21 protein-coding genes are annotated in these 26337 nt (G+C 47.9%); 20 read left to right on the top strand and 1 reads right to left on the bottom strand.

What is annotated here, in order from left to right; all coding sequences use genetic code 11:
* Positions 1-3: 3 nt before the first annotated feature.
* The 8 genes from glp (at position 4) to clpB (ending at position 10540) form a co-directional block, all read left to right on the top strand.
* The gene (gene glp, locus ACO0KV_RS00690) at positions 4-1209 is read left to right on the top strand and encodes a gephyrin-like molybdotransferase Glp (RefSeq protein WP_423038889.1); all 1206 of its coding nucleotides are present in this window, start codon (positions 4-6) and stop codon (positions 1207-1209) included.
* 58 nt (positions 1210-1267) lie between these two features.
* Positions 1268-1525 (top strand): molybdopterin converting factor subunit 1, encoded by a 258-nt coding sequence (moaD, locus tag ACO0KV_RS00685; protein ID WP_423038887.1) that lies wholly within the window; start codon positions 1268-1270, stop codon positions 1523-1525.
* 3 nt (positions 1526-1528) lie between these two features.
* On the top strand, positions 1529-1990 hold the full coding sequence (locus ACO0KV_RS00680; protein WP_423038885.1) for a molybdenum cofactor biosynthesis protein MoaE: 462 nt from the start codon (positions 1529-1531) through the stop codon (positions 1988-1990).
* A 163-nt stretch (positions 1991-2153) separates the two neighbouring features.
* A complete protein-coding gene (locus ACO0KV_RS00675; protein ID WP_423038883.1) occupies positions 2154-2555 on the top strand; it encodes a BlaI/MecI/CopY family transcriptional regulator in 402 nt (133 codons plus the stop codon).
* Positions 2552-4390: a M56 family metallopeptidase gene (locus tag ACO0KV_RS00670; RefSeq protein WP_423038881.1), complete on the top strand. Its 1839-nt coding sequence runs from the start codon at positions 2552-2554 to the stop codon at positions 4388-4390. The genes ACO0KV_RS00675 and ACO0KV_RS00670 overlap by 4 nt, the downstream gene beginning before the upstream one ends.
* A gap of 134 nt (positions 4391-4524) precedes the next feature.
* Positions 4525-6708: a TonB-dependent receptor plug domain-containing protein gene (locus ACO0KV_RS00665; protein WP_423038879.1), complete on the top strand. Its 2184-nt coding sequence runs from the start codon at positions 4525-4527 to the stop codon at positions 6706-6708.
* A gap of 108 nt (positions 6709-6816) precedes the next feature.
* Entirely contained in the window at positions 6817-7794 is a 978-nt protein-coding gene (gene pip / locus ACO0KV_RS00660) for a prolyl aminopeptidase (protein ID WP_423038877.1), read from the top strand.
* A 154-nt stretch (positions 7795-7948) separates the two neighbouring features.
* Entirely contained in the window at positions 7949-10540 is a 2592-nt protein-coding gene (gene clpB, locus ACO0KV_RS00655) for an ATP-dependent chaperone ClpB (RefSeq protein ID WP_423038875.1), read from the top strand.
* Between the two features lie 37 nt (positions 10541-10577).
* Here clpB and ACO0KV_RS00650 read toward each other — a convergent pair whose 3' ends face one another.
* Positions 10578-11366, bottom strand: coding sequence for an AraC family transcriptional regulator (locus ACO0KV_RS00650; protein WP_423038873.1), 789 nt, complete (start codon positions 11364-11366; stop codon positions 10578-10580).
* A gap of 174 nt (positions 11367-11540) precedes the next feature.
* On the opposite strand from ACO0KV_RS00650, the gene rraA reads away from it, so the two are divergent.
* The 12 genes from rraA (at position 11541) to ACO0KV_RS00590 (ending at position 26277) form a co-directional block, all read left to right on the top strand.
* Positions 11541-12035, top strand: coding sequence for a ribonuclease E activity regulator RraA (gene rraA / locus ACO0KV_RS00645; RefSeq protein ID WP_423038871.1), 495 nt, complete (start codon positions 11541-11543; stop codon positions 12033-12035).
* 202 nt (positions 12036-12237) lie between these two features.
* Entirely contained in the window at positions 12238-13041 is an 804-nt protein-coding gene (locus tag ACO0KV_RS00640; RefSeq protein WP_423038869.1) for a TatD family hydrolase, read from the top strand.
* A 6-nt stretch (positions 13042-13047) separates the two neighbouring features.
* Entirely contained in the window at positions 13048-14943 is a 1896-nt protein-coding gene (locus tag ACO0KV_RS00635; RefSeq protein WP_423038867.1) for a DNA internalization-related competence protein ComEC/Rec2, read from the top strand.
* On the top strand, positions 14940-15512 hold the full coding sequence (locus tag ACO0KV_RS00630) for a ComEC/Rec2 family competence protein (protein ID WP_423038865.1): 573 nt from the start codon (positions 14940-14942) through the stop codon (positions 15510-15512). Before ACO0KV_RS00635 ends, ACO0KV_RS00630 begins: the two co-directional genes overlap by 4 nt.
* A gap of 14 nt (positions 15513-15526) precedes the next feature.
* The gene (locus ACO0KV_RS00625; RefSeq protein WP_423038863.1) at positions 15527-16336 is read left to right on the top strand and encodes an alpha/beta fold hydrolase; all 810 of its coding nucleotides are present in this window, start codon (positions 15527-15529) and stop codon (positions 16334-16336) included.
* A 44-nt stretch (positions 16337-16380) separates the two neighbouring features.
* Positions 16381-17325, top strand: a complete 945-nt coding sequence (locus tag ACO0KV_RS00620; protein ID WP_423038861.1) for a lipid A-modifier LpxR family protein — start codon at positions 16381-16383, stop codon at positions 17323-17325.
* A gap of 99 nt (positions 17326-17424) precedes the next feature.
* Positions 17425-19059, top strand: a complete 1635-nt coding sequence (locus tag ACO0KV_RS00615; RefSeq protein WP_423038859.1) for a CTP synthase — start codon at positions 17425-17427, stop codon at positions 19057-19059.
* Between the two features lie 5 nt (positions 19060-19064).
* The gene (gene kdsA, locus ACO0KV_RS00610; RefSeq protein ID WP_423038857.1) at positions 19065-19919 is read left to right on the top strand and encodes a 3-deoxy-8-phosphooctulonate synthase; all 855 of its coding nucleotides are present in this window, start codon (positions 19065-19067) and stop codon (positions 19917-19919) included.
* Positions 19920-20107: 188 nt separating this feature from the next.
* A complete protein-coding gene (gene eno / locus ACO0KV_RS00605) occupies positions 20108-21391 on the top strand; it encodes a phosphopyruvate hydratase (protein WP_423028565.1) in 1284 nt (427 codons plus the stop codon).
* Between the two features lie 75 nt (positions 21392-21466).
* The gene (gene ftsB / locus ACO0KV_RS00600) at positions 21467-21826 is read left to right on the top strand and encodes a cell division protein FtsB (protein WP_423038855.1); all 360 of its coding nucleotides are present in this window, start codon (positions 21467-21469) and stop codon (positions 21824-21826) included.
* Between the two features lie 476 nt (positions 21827-22302).
* Entirely contained in the window at positions 22303-24366 is a 2064-nt protein-coding gene (locus ACO0KV_RS00595) for a tetratricopeptide repeat-containing diguanylate cyclase (RefSeq protein ID WP_423038853.1), read from the top strand.
* Positions 24367-24654: 288 nt separating this feature from the next.
* Complete coding sequence (locus ACO0KV_RS00590; protein ID WP_423038851.1) at positions 24655-26277, top strand: AMP-binding protein; 1623 nt, start codon at positions 24655-24657, stop codon at positions 26275-26277.
* The last annotated feature ends 60 nt before the right edge of the window (positions 26278-26337 follow it).

Genomic DNA, 26337 nt, shown 5'->3' with positions numbered 1-26337 from the left:
TTTATGAATCTAAGAAAACCATTGATGAGCGTCAATGATGCGCTCACTTTTCTATTGAATGCAGCACGTCCGTTAAAAGAACTGGAATCACTTCCCACGTTGGCAGCTGCAGGAAGGGTGCTTGCGCAGTCGCAGACTTCGCTGTTGGATGTGCCACCCATGGATAATACGCAAATGGATGGCTACGCAGTACGCGCTGCGGATTGTGTGGGTGGTCAGGCGACATTGCGTATTACGCAAAGAATCCCGGCAGGTCATGTTGGAGAACCCTTGCTGGCAGGAACTGCCGCACGTATTTTTACGGGAGCGATGATTCCGGTCGGTGCTGATGCAGTAGTGATGCAAGAACAATGCGTGGCGGACGGCGATGATGTCATGATCAACCACGTACCGCGCGCTGGCGAATGGATTCGCCGTCGCGGGGAGGATATTCAGACTGGTGCTACGATATTGCATGCTGGAACGCGCTTACGCGCGCAAGAGATCGGCCTAGCTGCATCGGTTGGTCTGGCTAGTTTGCCTGTGTGGCGCAAAATGAAGGTGGCTGTATTTTTTACGGGTGATGAATTAGCGATGCCGGGTGAAGAATTAAAGCCCGGCGCAATCTATAATTCTAATCGCTTTACCCTCAGTGCTTTGTTACATGACCTTGGCTGCGAAGTGACCGATTATGGCATTGTTCCTGATACGCTTGAGGCAACCAGAGCGACGCTGCGCTTGGCAGCACAAGGCCACGACCTCGTCTTGACGTCCGGTGGTGTGTCTGTCGGCGAAGAAGATCATATTCGTCCTGCTGTTGAGGCAGAAGGAAGTCTGACTATGTGGCAAATCGCGGTGAAACCAGGCAAGCCACTGGCGTTTGGCGAGGTTGGTGATGCATTTTTTATCGGCCTGCCCGGTAATCCTGTATCGAGCTTCGTGACCTTTTTGATGTTCGTGCGCCCTTTTATTTTGCGTATGCAAGGGGTGGCCGACGTCGCGCCGTTAGCATTTTTGATGCGTGCTGATTTTGACTGGCTCAGGCCAGACCGTCGACAAGAATATCTGCGTGCCAGAATTAATCCTGCTGGTGGCCTTGATTTGTTTTCAAATCAGGGGTCGGGTGTGTTAACGTCGACAGTCTGGGGTGATGGATTGATCGAACTTACGCCGGGTCAAACTGTACATTCTGGCGAACAGGTAAAATTTATTCCATTCTCATCGTTTTAATCCGAGGGCTGTGATGCTCAATATAATCATCATGACAGCCGTCCTACGCTAGTGTTATATGAAAATACAATTACGTTTTTTTGCCAGTGTGCGTGAAAAATTAGGTGTCACAGAAGAGATCGTCAACGTCTCTGATGAAGTGCGTACTGTCGGTGATGTCCGTGCATGGCTGGCCTCGCGCGGCGAACTTTGGGCTGAGACGCTCGCGCCGGACGCGGCATTGCGCATGGCTTACGATCATGTGATGTGCGAAGTAGATACCGAGATTGCCGATGGTTCTGAAGTTGCTTTTTTTCCGCCGGTCACGGGAGGTTAAGGTATGCATGTCCGGGTCCAGACAGAAGATTTTGATTTGTCGACAGAAGTCAGGAAACTCAGAGAGGGAAACCCGACGATAGGCGCGGTAGTTAGTTTTCTGGGCTTGGTGCGCGATCTCAATGATGGTCAGACGGTCAGTGCCATGGAGCTGGAGCATTATCCGGTCATGACAGAGAAAGCACTGGAAGATATTTCAGTCCAGGCGGCTGCTCGCTGGTCAGTGATTGACAGCTTGATCATCCATCGCGTCGGCCCCTTGCTGCCGTTGGATCAAATTGTCCTAGTGGTAGTGGCGTCAAAACATCGCGGGGACGCTTTTTCTGCTTGTGAATTCATGATGGATTATTTGAAGACGCAGGCGCCATTCTGGAAGAAAGAACAAACAGAGACCGGTGCGCGCTGGGTAGATGCTCGTGAGAGCGATGAGAGTGCATTGCAAAAATGGACGCCGCCATCCTCTTGATATAGCGTGATTTCAACATAACCGACCCGTTTTATGCTGGTCGGTTTTATTTTGCCTTGAAGTAGAAAAATAGTTCTAGACAAAAGTTTCTAGAACATTTATTCTGGATAAATTATGATCCCTGAAGTCTCCTTTTTCGACAACTTCTATGCCGAAAGCCACTATGAGTTCACCAAAACAAGTACTACAAACACGACAAGCGCCCAAGCCAACTGCCGCTGAAATTAATTTACTCAAAGTCCTGTGGCAAATCGGTCCTTCTACTGCCAAACAGGTACACGCAGCAGCGCAAGCGGATCGCCCAGAATTAGCCTATGCAACGGTACTGCGTCATTTGCAGTTAATGCACAGCAAAGGCATCCTGAAGCGGGATGAGGGGCAGCGTTCCCACGTTTATGCACCGGTGCAGGAGCAAGACGATATCCAAACTAACTTGCTCAAAGAGCTGATACAGAAAGTGTTTGCTGGTTCAGGCAAGGCATTGGTGATGGCGGCATTACGCGGCCACGTCAGCAAACAGGAACGTGCCGAGATTGAACGTTTTCTTGAGGAAGATAAATCATGAACGCGGACGTTTCATTGGTGGAAGTGCTTGGCTGGCCGTTATTGAGTTTCCTATGGCAGGGCGCCCTTATCGGCTGCGGTGCGTCATTGCTGTGTGCCATCATGAGAAATGCCCGTCCGCAGTCGCGTTATCTGATTTTATGCAGTGCTTTGCTGGCATGTATTTGCTGGCCAGTGTATGGCGTCTATCAGGAATTGCACGCGCCACGCGCAGTGCAATTAGAAACTGCCCTGGCCTTCATGCAACAGTCGGCAGGTCGGTTCGACATTGTTTTTGTCCATGGACATCAATTTCTTGCTGGGATGCATGTTTATTTGCCGATTATTGTATTTATCTGGCTAGGCGGCGTCTGTTTGATGACTGCCAGAATACTTGTTGGGATGTTATGGGTGCGGCAGTTGGGCGACACGTTGAATGCAGATGAGCAAAAACAACAATTGATCCATTGGCAGTCTCGGACCACTGTGCTGGCAATCGGCTTTGGATTGCAACGTCAAGTGCAATTTCGCCTTGATCAGCGTTTGCGGACACCAGTCACTACTGGTTGCTGGCAACCAGTGATTGTGATGCCCTTGTCGTTGATCACCGGTATGTCACCTGAGCTGCTCGATGCGTTGGTGGCGCATGAACTAGCACACATCAAACGGTGGGACTATGTCGTCAATGTTGTCCAGCAATGCGTTGTAGCCATGTTGTTTTACCATCCGGCCGTATGGTGGATTTCATTCAGAATTGAAGTAGAACGTGAGCAGATAGCGGATGATCTGGCAGCGTCAGTATTGCGGCGTCCACAGGCATTGGCCTTGGCGCTCCAAAAGTTGGATGCGTGGCAAGCTGGGGCGCCACAGATGGCACCAGCGGCCAACGGCGGACATTTATTGGCGCGTATTAAACGTCTGGTCAGAGACGATCAGCAGGCATGGCATTGGACAATGGCGACCCCAATCGTTGGCGTGCTGTTCATGGGTATTGTGGCCAGTGCTGTAGCGCAACATGACCAGGATGTGGATGATGCGCAGCATCAGGCGTTGAACCGTGTCATTCAACAAGACAAATCGTCAGGCACGGTTCTCGACAGGGCACCAGTTCCATTGCTAGTCAATCTCAACTCAGCGCATGCAGTGGTGATCGATGATGCGAGTGGGAAGGTCCTGTTGCAAAAAGAAGCGAACAGGTCGACGCCGATGGCCTCGTTATCTAAATTAATGACTGCTATTGTCATTCTTGATGCAGGTCTGGATATGCAGGAGAACCTTTCGGTGAAACTTGAGGATGTCACAGCATTAAAAGGTGCAATGTCTCATTTGCCCGTAGGTGCATACCTTACCCGTCATCAGATGCTAGAAATGATGTTGATACCATCGGATAACCGTGCTGCACAAGTGCTGGCACGCACATTTCCTGGTGGCGAGCAAGCGTTCCTGATGGCGGCACAACGTAAAATTGAGGCGTTAGCGCTTACTCATATGCATATGGAAGAGCCCGCCGGCTATAGCAAGCAGAACGTTGCCAGTGCGGCAGATCTGGCACGTCTCACGCAAGAAGCAACGCATTATCCTGAGTTAGTACATATCGCCAGCGCAGCGTCGACGTTCAGTAATGATCCTCATCACAGGGTGGCTGCACGCGACAATACCAATGTGCTTGTTGGACAAAAAGAGTGGGACATCCATGTATCAAAAACGGGTTTCACACGAGAAGCGGGGCGTTGCATCCTAATGCATCTGCAAGTCGCAGGCCGTGCAATTACGATGGTCTTGATGGGTGCAGATAGTCTTGAAGGTAGAGCCGCCGATATCGTTAATATTCGTCAGGCTATTGAGCGCAATAGTTAAAAGGCCTTTTTATTGTCAATGCGCTGTGAGGTAGCGCCTGAACGCTATCGCGCCTTCGTTTTTCTTCCATTTTTCATCTGCACTTTTGCGCCTTTTTATTGTGGAAAAGCGTGAGGGGGATGGGTTTTCGTTTTATGAAAAAATTATTCAAATGGTGCTGCCTTTCAAGCAGTGCACAAGTTGCCCAGCTCTGTATTTTTTCCACGGTGGCGTATGCAAATACAGATCAGTTGCAGACGGTTGAAATGACGACAGTGAATGCGAACGATAAAATTCGTCAGGCCGAACCGACGATCGTCAGTCTCTATGGACACGAGGAATTAGCACGCTATGGCGATACGTCCTTGAGTGACACATTAAAGCGACTGCCAGGCATTACTGTCAGTGAAAATAAGAACAAAGAAACCGTGATTTCGTTGCGTGGTTTAGGCACGGGATATACGCAGATACTACTCAACGGTGAGCCAATGCCTGACGGTTTTGCCATTGACAGTATTGCGCCTGATGCGATTGATCATATCGAAATCATGCGAGTTGCTGGCGCAGATAAAAGTGCGCAGGGTATTGCGGGCAGTATCAACATCGTACTCCGTAAAAAAACCAGTCAGTCGCCGCCGGAAATTAAATGGCGACTCAATGAGAATAATCATCAATGGAGCCCTGGGATGTCTCTTAGCAGCAGCGGTAATGCAGGCAAGGTTGGATACAACCTCAATGCCGTCGTTGATCGTAGTAATAGCGATAACATAGACCAGATCAGCGAAGCCTTACTACAAAAAGGACCATTAGGTAGCAACGCTGCACCAACGGTTGTCGCATCACGGCAGCTCACACACGTAACACAGCTACAACGCGAAACGTTGAGCCTGACGCCTCACGTTCATTGGCAAATTCAGTCGAATGATACACTTGGATGGCAAGGGTTTTTGAATCAGCTTTACGTTCACCAGCAGAAACAGGAAACCCAATCTGAGTCCGTCGGCGCGAGTACAGATTTTCCAAACAATGTAGGTGTCTGGAACGCGCATATCACAACAGCCAGAAATACTCTTACCTGGGATCGACGGCTTGAAGATGATGCTAAATTAAGTGTAACTGGCGGCTGGAATTTTTTCAGACGCGTCTCATTTTTTCATTTCCTAGGTAACGACGCCAATAATCAGTTATTGCAGACAAGAGATGTGAGCGTTCAAGCGATTGAGGATGAGTTTCGCTTGAATGGAAAATATGCGTTGTCACCTTCAGAGAATCATAGTGTCTCGTTGGGATGGGAGTCGAGTCGCGGACAACGCCATGAATCTCGGCAGGAGCTGAATCTGGACCCGCAAGGAAATCCAATGCTCAATACCGATCAACCGTATGCCGTATCGATAAGTAAGTTTGCGCTGTTTGCACAGGATGAATGGCGTCTCTCATCGCAGTGGTTGGCATATGTTGGTGTGCGCTGGGAGGATGTCAAGGTTCAGAGTATGCAGCCATCTGCTCTTGCTATGAGACATTCGGATCGATTGTTTGCGCCAATATTACAAACAATTCTACAACTCGATAATCAGCGGCAATGGCGTTTTGCCTTCAATCGTACGATAAAAGCACCAGTGCTGATGACATTGATCCCACGCGTGATCCGGATTGATAACGATAATGGACCACTGAATCCTGATCAGCAAGGTAACCCCGCGCTTCATGCAGAAAAATCGTGGGGGTTCGATATCGCGTATGAGCAATTTCATATCAATGGCAACACCCTGAGTGCCAGTATGTATGTCCGCAAAATTCAGGATGTCATTCAGGACGTGTTGCTGCAACAGCCAAATGGCTGGTTAACGATGCCTGTGAACAATGGCAGTGCAGATGTGGCGGGTGTTGAATTTGAGACGAAATTATCTCTTGTTACCTTGAACGCAGCCTTACCAAAAATTAATGTACATGCTAATGTGAATCGGAATTGGTCACGCGTGAAGAATGTGCTGGGGCCAGATAATCGGATCGCCGATCAGGTCAAACTCAGTGCAAATCTGAGTCTCGATTATCAGCTAAGGCCAGGCTGGACAGCCGGTGGCACGTATTCCCTGCAATCGAAAGGGACTGAGCGCGCCTCTGCTTATCTGGTATCGACTCAAAGTACGTCGCATCGTTTAGATTTGTATAGTCTCTGGCAGGTAACATCACAGGGGCAGCTTAGATTGTCGGTGAGTCATTTGCGACCTCAGACTGAACTGGGATTTTCAGCGTACGAGGATGCGCAAATTCGGGCGACACAGCAGACCAGTCAGCCCGCCAATGCAGTCTGGCATTTGTTGTGGGAGCAACGATTCTGATAGAAGAAATGTGAGAGACATTCGTCTTATAATAGCGATATCGTTGCCTGCCATTGCTGTTCCTATGGCCCATGTCAGGTGACATCGTCTAATCAACAAGGAGATCCTATGTCAGACGCTACCAATTCAGCTAGCTACCCGTTATTTCCGGCAATTGAACCGTATCGTACAGGCATGTTAGCGGTAGATGATCTCCATACATTGTATTGGGAAGAGTGCGGTAATCCAAACGGACAGCCAGTGCTGTTTCTGCACGGCGGGCCAGGTGCTGGTACGAGTCCCGGACATCGCCGATTCTTTGATCCTGCACATTACCGCATTGTCTTATTCGATCAGCGCGGAGCCGGTAAATCGACGCCGTTAGGTGAGTATCGGCAGAACACGACTCAGCTCTTAATTGCTGATATTGAAAAAATTCGTGTCATGCTTGGTGTTGAACAATGGTTGGTATTTGGCGGGTCTTGGGGTTCGACGCTGGCGCTGGCTTACGGTGAGACACATCCGCAAGTGTGTCTGGGCTTTATCTTGCGAGGTATTTTCCTCTGTACCAAGACCGAGGTTGAATGGTTTGTTAACGGAATAAAGTATTTTTACCCAGAAGTCCATCAGCGCTTTGCTGACGCCATTCCGGTAGCGGAACGTGGCGATTTGCTACAAGCGTATGTCAAACGCTTGTTCTGCGATGACCCTGCCATTTACGTTGAAACAGCTCGTAACTGGAGTCGCTACGAAGGCTCTTGTTTATTTTTGGAGCCGCAAGCGGATGCTATTTCTAGCTTTGAGTCAGACGAGGTCAGTCTGGGGATTGGTCGGCTTGAGGCGCATTATATGCTGCATGGTGCTTTCATGGACGATGATGCGCTGATTGACAATATTGCTGCAATTTCTCACCTTCCTGCGGTGATTGTGCAGGGGCGTTACGATGTCATTTGCCCACCAGTCTCTGCTTATCGGCTGCATCAGGCGTGGCCAACTGCCGCGTTTCACGTGATTGGTGACGCAGGTCATGCGGCAATGGAGCCGGGTATCGCATCGGCGTTAGTGCGCGCTACTGAGCAATTTAAGAAACAGGCGCGTTTCGACTAAGCGGGTAATGATGGGTATTTGCTTGCCTACGGGAATGTATACCTTGGGTAAGTTTGCGCTATCACAAACAGTTTTATATCGTCTGCTCCACACTGCTTGAAATCAGCTGTACAGCCCCAAATTGTGCTGGTAACTAATCATTCAGGAGCAAACAATGCGTCTCGATAAACTGACGACCAAATTACAAGAAGCCTTAGCGGATGCGCAGAGTCTGGCTGTTGGCAATGACAATCAGTACATAGAACCCATCCATCTTTTGCTGGCCGTGATCGACCAGAGTGATGGCGGTAGCCGCTCGCTCTTACAGCGGGCTGGCGTCAATGTTAACGTGCTGCAGACGGCGTTAAAGTCTGGGTTGGATCGTTTGCCTAAAGTCTCAGGTACGGATGGTCAGGTACAAATCGGCCGTGAATTGACCGGATTGCTGAATCTTGCAGATAAAGAATCACAAAAACGCGGCGATGAGTTTCTAGCAAGTGAAATGATCTTGTTAGCATTGTCAGATGATAAATCTGAGGCGGGAAAATTAGCCCGCGAAAACGGCCTGACCCGTAAATCACTCGAAGCGGCAATTACAGCGGTACGCGGCGGTGGTAACGTCAATTCGCAGGATGCGGAAGGACAGCGCGAAGCGCTCAAAAAATACACCCTCGATCTGACCGAACGTGCGCGTCTGGGTAAGCTTGATCCTGTGATTGGTCGCGATGATGAAATCCGTCGTGCCATTCAGGTTCTGCAACGTCGTAGTAAAAATAATCCCGTTCTCATAGGTGAACCAGGTGTTGGTAAAACCGCGATTGTCGAAGGGTTGGCGCAGCGCATCGTTAATGGCGAGGTACCGGATAGTCTGAAATCCAAACGCGTATTGTCACTGGATATGGCTGCCTTGTTGGCAGGTGCGAAATTCAGAGGGGAATTTGAAGAGCGTCTGAAAGCCGTACTCAAAGAAATCGCGATGGATGAAGGCCAGACCATCGTCTTTATTGATGAGCTTCACACCATGGTGGGCGCAGGCAAAGCAGAAGGTGCGATGGATGCTGGCAATATGCTCAAGCCAGCATTGGCGCGTGGCGAATTGCATTGTGTCGGCGCGACGACACTCGATGAATACCGTAAGTACATTGAAAAAGATGCAGCTCTCGAACGTCGCTTCCAGAAAATTATCGTCGACGAGCCAAGTGTCGAAGCGACGATTGCGATTCTGCGTGGCTTGCAAGAGAAATACGAGGTGCATCACGGCGTCGATATTACTGATCCTGCCATTGTCGCTGCTGCAGAACTCTCGCATCGCTACATTACTGACAGGTTCTTGCCTGACAAAGCAATTGATCTCATCGATGAAGCCGCTGCAAAAATTAAAATCGAAATTGATTCCAAACCAGAGGTCATGGATAAGCTTGATCGTCGTTTGATTCAGTTGAAGATTGAGCGTGAAGCGGTCAAACGCGAGAAAGATGAAGCGTCGCATAAACGTCTTGGGCTGATCGAAGAGGAAATCGAAAAGCTCTCCCGTGAATACGCCGATCTAGAAGAAATCTGGAAAGCAGAAAAAGCGATTGTTCAAGGTAGTACGCATATCAAAGAAGAGATAGAACAAATCCGTCTGCAAATGGAGGATGCGAAACGTAAAGGCGATTGGCAGACCATGTCGCAGTTGCAATATGGACGTCTGCCTGAGCTTGAAGCGCAATTGAAGCAAGCTGATACGCAAGCAGATAAAAACCAAGAAGCTGGCGGTAAATTGCGTCTCTTGCGAACACAGGTTGGGGCAGAGGAGATTGCAGAAATTGTCTCTCGTGCGACAGGTATCCCTGTGTCGCGCATGATGCAAGGTGAGCGCGAAAAACTGCTGCACATGGAAGATGCGCTGCATGAACGTGTCGTGGGTCAGGATGAGGCCATTGTCGCTGTGTCTGACGCGATTCGCCGTTCACGTGCTGGCTTGGGTGATCCCGGGCGTCCGTATGGCTCTTTCCTGTTCCTCGGGCCAACTGGTGTTGGTAAAACTGAGTTGTGTAAGGCGCTTGCTGGATTTATGTTCGATACCGAAGAGTCGTTGATCCGGATCGACATGAGCGAATTCATGGAAAAACACAGCGTCGCCCGTCTAATCGGTGCACCACCGGGCTATGTTGGGTATGAAGAGGGCGGTTATTTAACCGAGGCAGTGCGTCGCAAGCCATACAGCGTGATCTTGCTTGATGAAGTCGAGAAAGCGCATCACGATGTCTTTAACGTGCTTTTGCAAGTGCTTGACGATGGTCGTATGACCGATGGTCAAGGGCGTACAGTTGATTTTAAAAATACGGTAATCGTGATGACATCCAACCTTGGATCGCACCAGATTCAAGCGATGGAGGGCAGTGATCCTGCGGTTGTGAAGATGGCGGTGATGGGTGAAGTCAAAGCGCATTTCCGTCCGGAGTTCATTAATCGGATTGATGAGATCGTCGTATTCCATGCCCTCGATGCGAAAAACATCGGCGCGATTGCCAAGATTCAGCTCAAAACACTGGAAGGCCGCTTGCAGCAAATGGATATGGGCTTACAGGTCAGCGATGCTGCCTTGTTAAAAATTGCCGAAGCCGGTTTTGATCCTGTTTATGGTGCACGTCCATTGAAACGCGCAATCCAGCAAGAGATAGAGAACCCGTTGTCTAAACAAATCTTGCAAGGTAAGTTTGGTCCTAAAGACGTGATTGCAATCAATGTGCAGGATGGTGGATTGGTGTTTAGTAAGGTCTAATGTAGAGGTAATCTCCCTTCCCGCTGGCGGGGAGGGGTTACTCGGCCTGCCTGAAAAAACTCGATGGTGAGACGCCAAAGGTTTTTTTAAACATTGCAGAGAAAGCTGATTGGCTGGCGTACCCCAGTTCTGAAGCAACCTGCGACAAAGGTGTGCCATTCGCGATGAGCGGGTATGCACGGGCTAAACGCATTTGTTGTCGCCAGTCGCCAAAGCTCATATGTAACTCCTGTTCAAAGAGTCGTGTAAGCGTTCTGGATGAGGCGCCCACCTTGTTCGCCAAGGTTTTCAGTGTCTCATTGCTGGCGGGATGGGTAAGTAAGATTTCGCACAAGTTTTTTAAACGCTTATCTTTCGGCATCGGTAAATAAATTGGTAGCGGTTTTGCTGCGATCAGTTCATCCAGAATAACTTGCACTAAATGTTGTTCACGGATACTTCCTGATTCGGTATATTCCAGACTAAAAATTAATTCGCGCAACAGACTCGATACTTCCAGCACCAGACAGTGTTTTTTGCTAAGTGGTGAAAAGTCTTGATGAATATGAATAGCACGGAGGTTGGATTCTGTGAGTAAGCGGACTTCATGCACGGTGTCCGGTGGAATCCAAATCGCCCGCATCGGCGGCACAAACCACACTGTTCCCTCTGCAATTACCTGTAACATTCCTTGAGGGGTATAAGTGATTTGACCGCAAGGGTGGCTATGTGGAGCGAGATCTTGTGATATTTTTAAGTTACGGGCGACCAGGCGCACAGGTCTTTCCATCGTCGGGAAGTAAGATGCGGTGACAGGGAAATTGTGCGTCAGTATCGGTGTTGGCATTGGAGTAAAGACCTGCTGGCGTAAATAAGATCGCTGATACCACTATCTTAACTGCAACTAAGCCTGTTTGCAGATACCATTGATTTGTTGTTTGTATTTCACTTACCTCTCGCAATAGTTGGCGGTCACAACATCGCGGGCTAAAATGAAAATCCCATTTGAAAGGAAGAAACGATGACGTTTGCGACGTGTGATCTATGTGATGCGAATGAAGATAAATTGGCGACTGGTGAAATAGCAGTTTTACCACCGGTTTTTAAGGCATTTGGTGCAGTAGAAAAATTTTCTGGTCAGGTCAGTACGCTGAAATTATTTGAAGATAATGGCATGGTGCGGACCATTCTTGATGCGCCGGGAAATGGTCGTGTATTGGTTATCGATGGCGGCGGTAGTCTACGTTGTGCGCTTTTAGGCGGTAATCTTGGTGTTCTTGCACAGAAAAATGGTTGGGCAGGCGTCATTGTGCATGGCTGTATCCGCGATGTCGCAGAAATCAATGCCTGTCAGATTGGCGTTCGTGCATTGGCAGTGATGCCTGTACGAAGCATAAAACGCGGTGGTGGCGAACACGACGTACGTGTAAGCATCGAAGGTGTGGCGATTAACGCAGGTGACTGGATTTACGCAGATATTGACGGTGTTCTGGTTTCGCCGCAGGCCTTAGATTGATGATGTGTAGCCGGGTTGGTAGAGCAGCAATAATCTGTACCCGGCGACTTTTCATTTTGTAAGTTGTTCCGATATTTGTAAAATTGAAACAGATGACTTGAAATCTTGTTTGAGTTCTTTGTGTTTCCTCCTGCATAATTTGGGCTATGCAAAATAGTCCAACATATTTCTCTACAATTATTTCTTATTACTGGGTACCGCAATGTGGATAGATACCCACTGCCATCTGGATGCTTCTGAATTTCTTGGTGACTCATTGGCCGTTGCCGATGCTGCAGTTGATAAGGGGGTCACTGGTATTGTGATTCCTTCAGTGCATAAAAATAATTTTGATCATGTCGCCAATCTAGCCCAGCAGCGAAATACTTGTTTTTTTGCCTTGGGTATTCACCCCATGTATGTGCCGACGTCCGATGAAAAGGACTTAACGCTGTTGAGAAAAACGGTTGCTTCTTTGATGGATGATGAGCAGCGTGGGCAACGCTTTGTCGCGATTGGTGAAATTGGCTTGGATTACTTCGTGCCAGCGCTTACACAAAGCCCTCTGCGAGAAAAACAGGAATTTTTTTACACTGAACAATTAAAAATCGCCCGTGATTTTGGTTTGCCCGTATTACTGCATGTACGGCGCTCGCAAGACATGATTCTCAAACATCTACGTCGGATCAAGGTGGTTGGTGGGATTGCCCATGCTTTCAATGGAAGTGCGCAGCAGGCGGGGCATTTTATCGATCTGGGTTTTAAACTTGGTTTTGGTGGCGCAATGACCTACACGCGGGCACTACAGATTCGTCGTCTAGCGACTGATTTGCCGCTCGATGTTATTGTCCTCGAAACTGACGCGCCAGATATTCCACCAAGCTGGGATTCACGAGGCATTAATCGCCCTGCAGAATTGCCACGCATAGGCACGGTCTTAGCTGAGCTGCGACAGCGTGATCTATCAGAGATCGCTATTGGAACCAGCAATAACGCAAAAGCTGTTTTGCCAAGGATGAATGGGTAACTCCGAATGCGTGCGGTCTGCGTATCTTTTGTGGTGGGGATCGCTTGTCTGCAGCAACAAGCAGCATTGTTTCCAGTTGCGCAGCTGTGTTCGTTGATTGCTGTTGCGCTGATCATCTTTGTCTTAATTCAACGCTTTATTTCTTCAAGCATTCGTGCAGATCGATGGCGTACAGGTAATCGCAGCGCCTTGGCGTTTATTGTCGGCTTTGTTTGGGCAAGTCTATTTGCTCACTATTATTTATACTCTTCGCTGTCGCCCAATTGGGAAAATAAAGATCTTGTCCTAGTTGGTACAGTTGATAGCTTGCCGATGCACATGGCGGAAGGTCAGCGTTTTATTTTTGCAGTCGACGAGGTGCGCGAAGGGCAGATGATCCCGTCTGAGCAGAGTGTGTTTCCGAAAAAAATTAGTTTATCCTGGTACCAGACTGGATCATCAGATGCGCAGCAGAACGCGATAACGTTGCAGCCCGGTGAACGTTGGCAATTGAAGGTGCGATTAAAACGTCCCCATGGTACGGCAAACCCAGATGGTTTTGATTATGAAGTCTGGTTGCTAGAGCAGGGGGTGCGAGCTACAGGAACAGTTCGTGTTGATAATGATGGACATGAACGTTCTAACCGTAGATTAAATGCTTTTGTATGGACCGTGGGTAATTTAATCGAACGTGGTCGCGCTTTGTTGCGAGACCGTATTCATGAGGCGTTGCCGAACTCCCCTTATGCTAGTGTGATTGTGGCACTGGTGATTGGCGATCAACGAGAAATTCCAAAATCAGACTGGACTATCTTTAATCGGGTGGGAATTGGTCATCTCATTAGCATCTCAGGTCTGCACATTACGATGGTGGCAGGGTTGTTTTCCGGCCTCGTGGCATTTTTGTGGCGACGCTCTTTTTTTGCGTCTTGGGATTTGCCGCTGTATGTTCCAGTGCAGAAAATGGCGGCGTTAGCTGGCGCAATGACGGCATTGCTGTACGTAGCGCTTGCTGGATTTGGCGTGCCTTCGCAGCGAACAATGTATATGCTACTTGTCGTAGCACTTGCGCTGTGGACGGGGCGTCTCAGTAATTTTTCGACGGTGCTGTCACTTGCGCTTGTATTGGTGGTCTCTCTTGATCCATGGGCTGTGCTGTCGCCGGGTTTTTGGCTGTCATTTGGTGCGGTCGCCGTTATTATTTTTGCAGCGGGTGGTCAGTTGCAGCCATTGGCCGATGGGCGTGCGCAAAATTTTAGTCGCGAAGTGCGTATTGCTGGTCGTACACAATACGCGGTAACAGTAGGATTGGTGCCGTTGACGATGTTGTTGTTTGGGCAGGTATCGCTTATTGGTCCGCTCGCTAATGCGATTGCCATTCCTTTGGTGAGCTTTCTAGTAACGCCTCTGGCATTGTTCGGTAGTATTTTGCCGAAACCTTTGTCTGTTGTTGTATTGAAACTTGCCCATGTGCTGATTCAGGGACTGGTTTGGGTATTGCAACGGTTGAGTGACACGTCCTTTGCAGTCTGGAATGCCGCCCTACCATCTTTTCCTATTTTTCTATTGGCCCTTATTGGTACCTGTTGGCTATTAATGCCGAAGGGATGGCCAATGCGTTGGCTCGGTGTCATATGTTGTTTTCCGTTAATTTTTCAAAGGCCGCTTCCTGTTGCAAATAACGAGTTACGTGTTATTGCTTTTGATGTGGGGCAGGGAATGTCGTTGTTGCTTGAAACTGCGCATCACCGTCTTTTATATGACACGGGGCCAATGTATTCGCCAGAATCGGATGGCGGAAACAGGGTGATTTTGCCTTACTTCAAAGCGCGTGGTATTCATGCATTAGACATGATGATGGTGTCGCATAATGACAGCGATCATTCTGGAGGTGCATTGACGATCATTCTGGAGGTGCATTGACGATCCTTCAGCAGTTGCCCGTTACGTTGATGAGTAGTTCTTTAAGTCTGGATAGCCCTATCGTCGCTCAGGCGGGGCAGCATCAGCGCTGTCATGCTGGGGATCAGTGGGATTGGGATGGTGTTCATTTTGAAGTATTGCAGCCCGTGGCGATTAGTTATGAAAGCAGTAAATGGCGACCTAATGCCCGTAGTTGCACTTTGCGTGTGAGTACAGAGCGCTATGCGTTATTGCTTCCAGGTGATATTGAGGCTATTCAGGAGGATGAATTAGTACATAGTATTCCTGATAAGTTAAAGGCAGATGTCTTACTTGCACCACACCACGGTAGTGGCACTTCCTCGACGGCGGCATTTCTCCAGGCAGTACATCCGTCATTGGCGATTTTTCAGGTTGGCTACTTAAATCGTTACCATCACCCCAAATCCGAGGTGTTCGCTCGCTATGCAGAATTTGGAGTAAATCGTCTAAGAACAGACGAATCTGGTGCAATCACATTACAATTTGGCGCATTATTGCAGTTTTCCCAATTCAGACAGGAGCATGCGCGCTATTGGTATCATCAATGACGCGGTAAGAAACCATGACCGAGCACGCCAACAAACCGATTATCCATTTTGTACATGGGAATAGTTTTCCAGCAGGAACGTATCGACTGTTCCTTGATCAATTGCGTGGGCAATATGAGGTGCAAGCCTCTGATATGCTCGGACATCATCCTGCGTACCCTGTGGATGATGGTTGGAGCAATCTCGCGCAGGAATTGATCGACACACTCGTCGCACGCTATCAGCAACCAGTTATTCTGTTAGGACATTCATTGGGGGGGATTTTGTCGCTGATGGTGGCGCGAGCAAGGCCTGATCTGGTTCGAGGCGTCGTTGTAATTGATTCCCCGATTGTGGCAGGGTGGCGCGCGTTATTGGTCCGAGTGTCCAAATGGATTGGCGTGGATAAAAAATATGGTCCAGCGCGTTTTTCAGAAAAGCGTAAAAATCTTTGGAAGGATCGACAGGCAGCGTTTGATCATTTTGCTGCCAAGGAGATATTCGCGATCTGGCCAACGGAAGTATTGTGGGATTACATCAATGCTGGCACAGTGGAGACCCCTGACGGAGTAACCTTACGTTTTACCCGTGAGGTGGAAACGGAAGTTTACCTTAGTTTGCCTCACGTGATGGGGCGCCTGATTCGCCGTAGGCCGAGAGTGCCAATTGGTTTTGTTGGTGGGACAGACTCTGTGGAATGCGCCCAAGCCGGACATTTTTATACCAAAAAGCTGATGGTTCCGAATTATGTATTGATACCCGGTGGACATTTAATTCCGATGGAAGTACCGCTGCAAACAGCTTCTGCTGTGTTGGCGATGCTGGCGACTTTACAATTGAACTAATTTTGATTTGCGTAGATTGGGGAATGATGAAGCGATCGAACATAATGATTAAACCCATGCTGGCTTTGTCGTTAGCTGCCATTTCTGGCCTTGCCTTGGCTGACGGTGTTGGTTTTGCTTTGGTTGGCCATCCATCTTGGCAAGAGGCGCAGTCGGTGATGCAGAATGGCCGCGCCATATGGATGCTGGAGTTGGAAAACGATAGTTTTTTGCTCAATAAAGACGATAAATTTTATACCGCAGGCGATCATCTGCAGAAAACGTATGTATCCCAGACGGATTTACTCTCAGTTGAATATGGCTGGCGAGTCGGGCAGGACTTATACACGGCCTCCGATGTAAAGTTATTGCCTTCACAATTATCTCCCAATGATCATCCCTATGCGGGCTGGCTGTATGGTGGCGTATTCAATAATAATGTGGATGTCACTGGCAAGAGTTGGCGGTGGGGTGTTGACGTTGGTTGTTTTGGTCAGTGTGCTGGTGGGGCTCGGTCTCAAGCCCAGTTGCACCGGTTTATCAATCAACCCTTGCCGCAGGGCTGGAGTACCCAGTATCACAATGAACTCGGCGTTGTCTTGTCCGGAGAGGCGTCGCCTGGCCGTCTTCTCCCATTTTCTGGTGTTGATATTACGCCTAAAGTTCATGCGCGTTTCGGTAACATCTTTACCGATTTTGGTGCTGAGGTTGAGGTGCGCTTTGGGCGTCTGAATGCAATGCCGTATCAGTCCGCGAATTATGGATTTATCCGCGCAGATGTGAAAGAAGTCGGGTATAACGCGACAATTGAGGGTGCTTATTTCAGTGATGATACCCATAAAGTTCATGCCAAAAAGCAGGGCGGGGAAGTGGAAGTGGGATACCTGTGGCAGGGAAGTGAGTATGCCTTTAGTGCGTCCATTTTCAGGCGTGCAAACGAAATGAAAGAGATGTCAAACGCCACTGGTAATCAAAATATTGTCAGATTGCAATTTATTTATCCGATGTAATTAGCGTTTTTTGTTCAGCTTAAGCGGGAAAGTGTGAACTCTGTGGCAGAGTGATGTATAATTCGAATTTCCCGCTTGTGCCGTCTGGCACCTTCTGCAATGACTAAGTTCGTATTCGTTACGGGGGGCGTAGTCTCCTCATTAGGCAAAGGCATCGCTGCCGCCTCTCTCGCCGCTATTTTAGAATCGCGTGGTCTCAAAGTTACTATGCTTAAACTGGATCCGTATATCAACGTTGATCCTGGTACTATGAGCCCATTCCAGCATGGTGAAGTTTTCGTAACCGATGACGGTGCTGAGACTGATCTGGATCTGGGCCACTATGAGCGCTTCATCACTGCAAAGATGAAGAAAGTGAATAACTTCACAACAGGCCAGATTTATGAATCCGTGATCCGCAAGGAGCGTCGCGGTGAATATCTGGGTAAAACTGTTCAAGTTATTCCGCACATCACCAATGAAATTCAAGAGTTCATTCATCGTGGCGCAGCTGGTGCTGACGTTGCGCTGGTTGAGATCGGTGGTACGGTTGGTGATATCGAATCTTTACCATTTTTAGAGGCTGCACGTCAATTAAGCCTGCGCGCTGGTCGCAATGCGGCTGCGTTTGTGCATTTGACGCTGGTTCCTTATGTTGCTGCTGCTGGCGAATTGAAAACCAAGCCAACACAACATAGCGTTCAAAAATTACGCGAAATCGGTATTTTCCCAGACGCGCTATTGTGCCGTGCTGATCGTCCTATCCCTGATGATGAACGCGCAAAAATTTCTCTGTTTGCTAACGTACCAGAAGAAGGTGTTATTTCTGTTTGGGACGCAGACACGATCTATAAGATTCCACAAATGTTACACGATCAGGGCTTGGATAAGATCGTTTGTGAAAAATTACAGTTATCACCAAAACCAGCTGATCTGACGATGTGGGATAAATTAATTTATGCCCTCGAAAATCCAAAAGAACAAGTGACCATCGGTATGGTTGGTAAGTACGTAGATTTGACTGAATCGTACAAATCGCTGACAGAAGCGTTGCGCCATGCTGGTATCCATACTGAAAGCCGCGTTAACATTGAATACGTCGATTCTGAAGAAATCGAAGCGAACGGCACAAAAGCCTTAGAAAAGTACGACGCGATTCTGGTTCCTGGTGGTTTCGGTAAGCGCGGTGTCGAAGGTAAGATTCTCGCCGCACGTTATGCCCGTGAAAATAAAATCCCTTACCTCGGCATTTGCTTGGGTATGCAAGTTGCGCTGATTGAATATGCTCGCCACATGGCAGGCCTGACAATGGCTAACTCCACTGAGTTTGATCCTGAAACTGAACAGCCAGTCGTTGCGCTGATCAATGAATGGAAAAATCAAGACGGTAAAGTTGAACAACGTGATGAAAATTCTGATCTCGGTGGCACGATGCGTCTGGGTGCGCAAACTTGCGCCATCAAACCAGGCACGCTGGCTGCAGAAATTTACGGCAATGTAGTGACAGAACGTCATCGTCATCGTTATGAGGCAAATAACCACTACCTGACGCGCGTTGAAGCAGCAGGTTTGGTCGTTTCTTCCCGTACAGCGACCGAAGATTTGTGCGAAATCATGGAATTGCCACGCGAAGTTCATCCTTTCTATATCGGTGTTCAATATCACCCTGAATTTAAATCGACGCCGCGTGATGGGCACCCATTGTTTATCGCGTTTGCTAAAGCAGCACTTGCCCACAAAAAGGCACAAGGATAAATAACATGAAGTTATGTGGATTTGATGTTGGTCTTGACCAGCCTTTCTTTTTGATCGCTGGCCCATGTGTTATCGAGTCACGTCAGATGGCGCTCGATACGGCGGGCTATCTGAAAGAAATAACACAGGCATTAGGTATTCCGTTTATTTATAAGTCCTCTTTTGATAAAGCTAATCGCTCCTCTGGTAATTCATTCCGCGGTCTGGGAATGGAAAAAGGTCTGGAAATTCTGGCCGACGTTAAAAAGGAAATTGGCGTACCTGTCTTGACGGACATTCACTCCATTGAAGAAATTATCCCCGTTGCTGCTGTCGTTGATGTCTTGCAAACACCTGCATTCTTGTCTCGTCAGACGGATTTTATTGAAGCGTGTGGTCGCTCAGGCAAGCCAGTGAATATCAAAAAAGGGCAATTCCTTGCCCCGCATGATATGGTCAATGTCATCGCTAAAGCCCGTGCAGCAGCGAAAGCAGCTGGTCTGAACGAAGATAACTTCATGGCGTGTGAGCGTGGTGTTTCTTTTGGTTATAACAATCTGGTATCAGATATGCGTTCGCTGGCGATTATGCGTGAAACCAATTGTCCGGTTGTATTTGATGCGACGCATTCAGTGCAGTTGCCTGGTGGTCAGGGAACCTCCTCCGGTGGTGAGCGTCAGTTCGTGCCTGTGCTGGCGCGTGCGGCGGTGGCTGTTGGTGTTTCTGGTTTGTTCATGGAGACACATCCAAATCCAGCTCAGGCCTTGTGTGATGGCCCTAATGCAGTGCCGTTAGATCGCATGAAAGAATTGCTTTCTACGTTGGTTGATCTTGACCGCGTCGTGAAGAAAACAAGCTTCCTTGAAACAAGTTTTAATTAAGGCTGACAGGTATCGTTCACATTGACACCTATGCCAGTGTGAAATTTGCCTGAGTTATTGATTGAATTGTGCAGCATCAAACCTGGGTTGTAATTTTTTATGTGTTGACTCAGTTGGATGGAATAAGCATTGAGTTGCATCAGTTTTTTACTTTGTTTGCTATATTGTTGATCGTTTAGGAGAATTGAATGAGTGCCATCGTTGATATTATCGGTCGTGAAATTATTGACTCACGCGGTAACCCAACAGTTGAATGTGATGTATTGCTGGAATCTGGCGTCATGGGACGCGCTGCTGTGCCTTCTGGCGCGTCTACAGGCTCTCGCGAAGCGATCGAATTACGTGATGGCGACAAATCTCGCTACCTCGGCAAAGGCGTCTTGAAGGCCTGCGAAAATATCAATACTGAAATCGCTGAAGCGATTATGGGTCTGGATGCGAATGAACAGGCTTTCCTAGATCGTACGCTGATTGACCTCGATGGTACTGAAAACAAAGGTCGCTTAGGTGCAAATGCGATGCTGGCAGTGTCGATGGCAGTGGCTAAAGCGGCTGCAGAAGAAGCTGGCTTGCCGCTTTACCGTTACTTCGGTGGTTCTGGCGCAATGCAATTGCCAGTACCAATGATGAACGTCATCAATGGTGGTGCTCACGCTGATAACAATCTGGATATTCAAGAATTCATGATCATTCCAGTGGGTGCGCCAACGTTCCGTGAAGCAATTCGCTACGGTGCTGAAGTATTCCATGCATTGAAAAAAATCCTGCAAGAAAAAGGCTTGACGACCGCAGTTGGTGATGAAGGTGGTTTTGCTCCTTCCGTTGACAACCACGAATCAGCGATCAAAATGATCATTCAAGCGATTGAAGCTGCTGGCTATGAGCCAGGTACGCAAATCGCTCTGGGCCTGGATTGCGCAGCAAGTGAATTCTACAAAGATGGCAAATACCACCTTGAAGGTGAAGGTCTGACGTTGTCTGCGACAGATTTCACTAATCTGCTGGCAACCTGGGTTGATAAATATCCTATCATCTCGATTGAAGATGCGATGGCAGAAGGTGACTGGGAAGGTTGGGCAATTCTGACAGAAAAGCTGGGCAAAAAAGTTCAGTTGGTTGGTGATGATTTGTTTGTGACTAACACCAAAATCCTGAAAGAAGGTATCCAAAAGGGTATTGCTAATTCGATTCTGATCAAAATCAATCAGATCGGTACATTAACAGAAACGTTCGCAGCGATTGAAATGGCGAAACGTGCAGGTTACACTGCAGTTATTTCCCATCGTTCCGGTGAGACTGAAGATAGTACGATTGCTGATATCGCTGTTGGTATGAATGCTTTGCAAATCAAAACGGGCTCTATGTCCCGTTCTGATCGTATGGCAAAATACAACCAATTATTGCGTATCGAAGAAGATTTGGGCGAAATCGCTAGCTACCCAGGTCGTGATGCATTCTATAATCTGAAGTAATTACTCGTTTTTAGATAGTAAAGGGGAACGATGTTCCCCTTTTTATTTGTGTACCTTTGTTTTTTGTGAGTCTCTGTGCGCCTGATTGCTGTTTGTTTTATTCTCTTACTGGCATTGATTCAATACCCACTCTGGCTTGGGAAAGGCGGTTGGCTGCGCGTCTGGGAGTTTCAGCGTCAGGTAGCACAGGCGCAAGCTAACAATAATCAACTCAAAGAACGTAACGCCAAGCTTGAATCTGAGGTCGCTGATCTTAAGTCTGGTACAGATTCTGTTGAGGAGCGTGCTCGTTTTGAATTGGGCATGATAAAAAAAGACGAAGTCTTTGTTCAAATTCTCGACTCAAACGCAATAATGCCTCCTTCCGTTCCAGCGACAAAGTTTGCTGACCCTGCTCCCGCTGCTAATTCTAAAAAAACGAGTACGAAACACTGACGCAAACGCGAGTATGCTTTGTCCTTAGCGCATTCTCCTCCTACTTAATCGTCGCATTGTTTTTAGTGTCACTACCGTTTTCTCTCTGCAGATAAAAGTCAATTAATCAACAACGCTGCGTATAGACCAAAACTTGGTGGGTCTCAAATTTGATACGTTTGGATAGACGTTAGTCTGGTGACGTATCACTGCCTTTTTCTATTCATTAACGTGGTTTTCGACATTTTAAGGCTCTGCTTTAAGTTAAACGCAGACTTTTAATGCGTTACGTCACCCCGTCCAATCAATTTTTGTATCATCTCCCGACAAATTGATATCGTTGGTTTCTGGAGTCGAAACGGGCGTCTGGTGTTGCGCGGCAGAAAATTGTAGGAATTATTAATATATGGAGATTGCATTTTTATATTGCCCTATGACACTATAAGTGTTGTTGGTATTTTTTAACTATGTGCCAAGTCGCTCTGAATTCCTAATTTATGCTTAAAGCGTTCCACCGTCATTATTTTTTGATCCTTCGTTACGCAGTGATAGCCAGCTTTTTAGAGCTGCATTGTATTTCGGCGTATTCGGCACCTTCAACGGTATCGCTTGACATTGTCCGGTTACAGGATTTGGCTGAGACTGAGCATGATCAGGCCACTAAGCAGATGCAGGCCTTACTTCAGCGAATGCCAGATGATGCGACAGTAGTAGACAGGCGTGAATTATTGATTGCTTTGATTCCCTTGTATATTGATGGAGGTGATGGGCAGCAAGCAAAGGTGCTAAACGAGAGTCTGATGTTGCATGGCCGGCAATTTCATGATCCCGTGGCGAGCGCGATGGGATTGGCATATCAGGCTTCAATGCTCAAAGATCAAGGCATGCTGGTTGAGGCGATCGGTATCATTGAACAAGCACTGGTGATATCAAAAACAGTGTCTGAAGCACGCCTTAACAACGAAGTGAATACGCTGGCTGGGGAGTTGTATGCCAATGTTGGTAATTTCAAATTGGCGCTTGAGCATGACCTAAGCGCGATGGCATTGGTTGAGGATGGAACTCGACTTTCTGAACTGCAACGTGCTAAAAATCTCAATAATATCAGTCGCCTCTATTTGCGCTTAAAAGATCAAAAGATGGCTTTCGACTATAACGCTAAGGCCGATGCGTTAGCGAAGAAGTTGAATGCCCGCGTGTTGATGGCAAACATCGCCAACGTGCGTGGGTATGCGTTTGCGAATGATGAGAATTGGCCTGCGGCGAACGCTGCTTATACCGAGGCATTTACTATTGCACGCAGTATTGGAGATCGGCATGATCAGATGCTTGCGCTCAATAATATGGCTGATGCGGCGTTGAATCAGGGTAAATATCCAGCATGCGTCGATTATGCCCAGAAATCACTTGCGATCGCACAAAAGGACGGTAAGCTTGATATAGTCGCAATCGCTTACGGCAACATTGGCGTCTGTCACATGAATATGGGTTTGGTTTCTCAGGGAGCTGCAGAGGCTAAACAAGGGATCAACTTTTCCCGTCAAACCAAGGCTACACCAAATATGGAATCGGCGTTGGGTGATCTGGCTGCTGCCTATGAAAAAGCAGGTTTGTATAAAGATGCTCTGGCTGCAATGATAGAGCAACGTAAGGTAAGTGAAGATCTATTTCAGAAAGAGCGGGATAAGGCGGTTTCTGAGTTGCAAGTTCGGTTTAATCTGAGTGAGCGTCAAAAGCAAATCGACGTCTTGGAGCAAAGAAATAAGGTACAGGAAGTTGAGCTCGAGAATAAAGGATTGCAGCGGATTATCGCTTTTCTTGCTTGTATTGTCGTATTGGTCGTTAGTGGACTGATTGCTTGGCTATATCGTCGTGCACGGCAAAATAATCTCCGTTTGGAAAATGCAAATGTGACATTGGTAGATCAATCTACGCGTGATCCACTTACTGGATTGTTGAACCGTCGGGCTTTTCAGAACTTCATGCGATCGCAATCAAAATTGCCGCAACATAGCACTGAGTCGGGACTCGTCAACGTGTTAATTTTGCTTGATATTGATCACTTCAAACAAATCAATGACAATTTTGGGCACTTATTTGGTGATCAGGTATTGATTGAGATTGGCCGCCGTCTACAAAGTATTTTGCGCGAAAATGACATGTTAATACGATGGGGTGGCGAAGAGTTTTTGATTTTTCTTCATGGTATTCCGGTTCAGCGCGTGGTGCCCGTTGTTGATAGGGCGATCAATATTGTCGGTGAATCACTGATCACATTTGCGAACCATACCGTGTCAGTGACAATCTCTGCGGGCTATGTCTTGCAGCCATTGCCTGGTGTTTCCGCGCTGAATCTTGGTTGGGAGCGGGCATTGCATTTGAGTGACCTTGCCTTGTACATGGCAAAATCTGCCGGACGTAATCAAGCCCTGGGAATTGAGCAGGTTCTGAATGGCGTTGATGTTATGTCTGTCCAAGAGACGAGTGATTTGCAGCGAGCAATTGATGAGGGAGACATCGTATTGCGCAAGATTGATGGAGCCCAGCCAAAAATGTCCTAGTACAAGCATCTGTTGTATCGTCGCCGGTTCACACATTTCACGCCTCGTATCCTATTTGGTTTTTTATTTTCTTTTATCTAATGGTTGACTGATTGATAGGTCGCCAAACGTATTTTTCACTTCTCCGGTCTTTTTATTCCCTCTATTGATTGGATCCAATTATGGCGTCGCCAGGATTCATGCATGTCAAAAAATACTTTACCTTTAAATAGTTTAGGTTTAAAGTATATTTTAATTGAATGCGTGATAATGACTTTTCGAACCGTCCCCTCAGTGATAGGAGGTAATATGGCTTTAGGTGTACGCACGTCGTCCGCACATGTGGACACGTTTGCTCGAGACAATCTGCCGCCTCGTGAGCAATGGCCGGAGCTCATTTTTTCTTTACCTGAACTGAATTATCCGGATCGGCTCAACTGTATTCATGAAATTCTGGATAAAGCTGTGCTTAACGGTGCTGGTGATAAGGTGGCGATCCGCACCTATTCAGAAACATGGACGTATGCACAGCTACTGCAGGCCGTGAATCGCATTGCCCATGTGTTGATTGATGATCTGGCGATGCTGCCCGGAAACCGGGTGCTGCTTAGAGGCGCAAATACGCCGATGATGGCGGCATGTTTTTTGGCGGTCATTAAAGCGGGAGGTATTGCCGTTCCGACCATGCCCCTGTTGAGGGTGAAGGAATTAAGCGTGATCTGCGAGAAGGCTGAAATAACGCACGCCTTGTGTGCATCTTCCCTGCGGGACGAATTAGACCAGACCCAGCAACAGTACCTTCCCTTGCAGCATGTTTTGTTTTTTAATGGGGGGGAAGACGCTCTTGAGTCTCGTATGGGCCTTAAGTCGACAGCATTTGCGGCGCTTGATACGTCAGCTGAAGATGTATGTCTGATTGGGTTTACTTCTGGTACCACAGGTAAGCCCAAAGGAACGATGCATTTTCACCGTGACGTGATGGCGATTTGTGATTGTTTCCCGCGCTCGACACTCAAGTCTGAGCCCAATGACGTATTTATCGGGACACCACCACTGGCCTTTACGTTTGGCTTGGGTGGTTTACTGTTATTCCCATTGCGTGTCGGTGGTACGGCAGTATTGCTGGAAAAGTTGACCCCTGAATCTCTGCTCAAGGCGATTGCCGACTTTAAAGCCACCATTTGTTTTACTGCGCCAACGTTTTACCGGCAGATGACTGGCTTGGTTAGCCGGTTTGATCTCACCAGTTTGCGAAAAACAGTCTCCGCTGGCGAGGCATTGCCTACCGCCACCCGTGAGGCATGGCGGGAGGCAACCGGTTTGTTGATGATTGATGGTATCGGTGCGACTGAAATGTTGCATATCTTCATTTCCGCCGCTGACGAGTACGTTAGAGCTGGCGCGACTGGTCAACCTATTCCTGGGTATCAGGCATGCATTATGGACGATGCCGGCAACTTACTCGGTGCTGGGCGTATCGGACGTCTTGCCGTAAAAGGGCCGACGGGTTGTCGTTACTTGGCCGACGAACGCCAAAAAAAATATGTATTGAATGGCTGGAATCTGACTGGAGATGCCTACTTGATGGATACGGATGGTTATTTCTGGTACTGCGCACGTACTGATGACATGATTATTTCAGCGGGTTATAACATTGCCGGTCCTGAAGTTGAAGAGGCTATTTTGTTGCATCCTGCTGCTGCTGAATGCGCAGTCGTTGGTCTTGCTGATGAGGAGCGCGGCCAGATCGTTAAGGCTTTTATCGTCGTACGTCCAGAGGTGAATGCGGATGATACGCTCGTTAAGGAAATTCAGGATTTTGTCAAAAAATCGATTGCCCCTTACAAATACCCTCGTGAGATCGAATTCAGGACAAGTTTGCCAAGAACTGAGACAGGGAAATTGCAACGTTTTAAATTACGGACGACTTAGTTGTTATTACGATGTCTGATCTCATTGCCGAGGTCCTTGTACATCATTGAAACTCATTTT

Source organism: Undibacterium sp. RuRC25W, assembly GCF_049339825.1.
GTDB lineage: Bacteria > Pseudomonadota > Gammaproteobacteria > Burkholderiales > Burkholderiaceae_D > Undibacterium.
The sequence above is the reverse complement of the archived record's forward strand: the minus strand, read 5'-3'. Positions and strand labels throughout refer to the sequence as shown.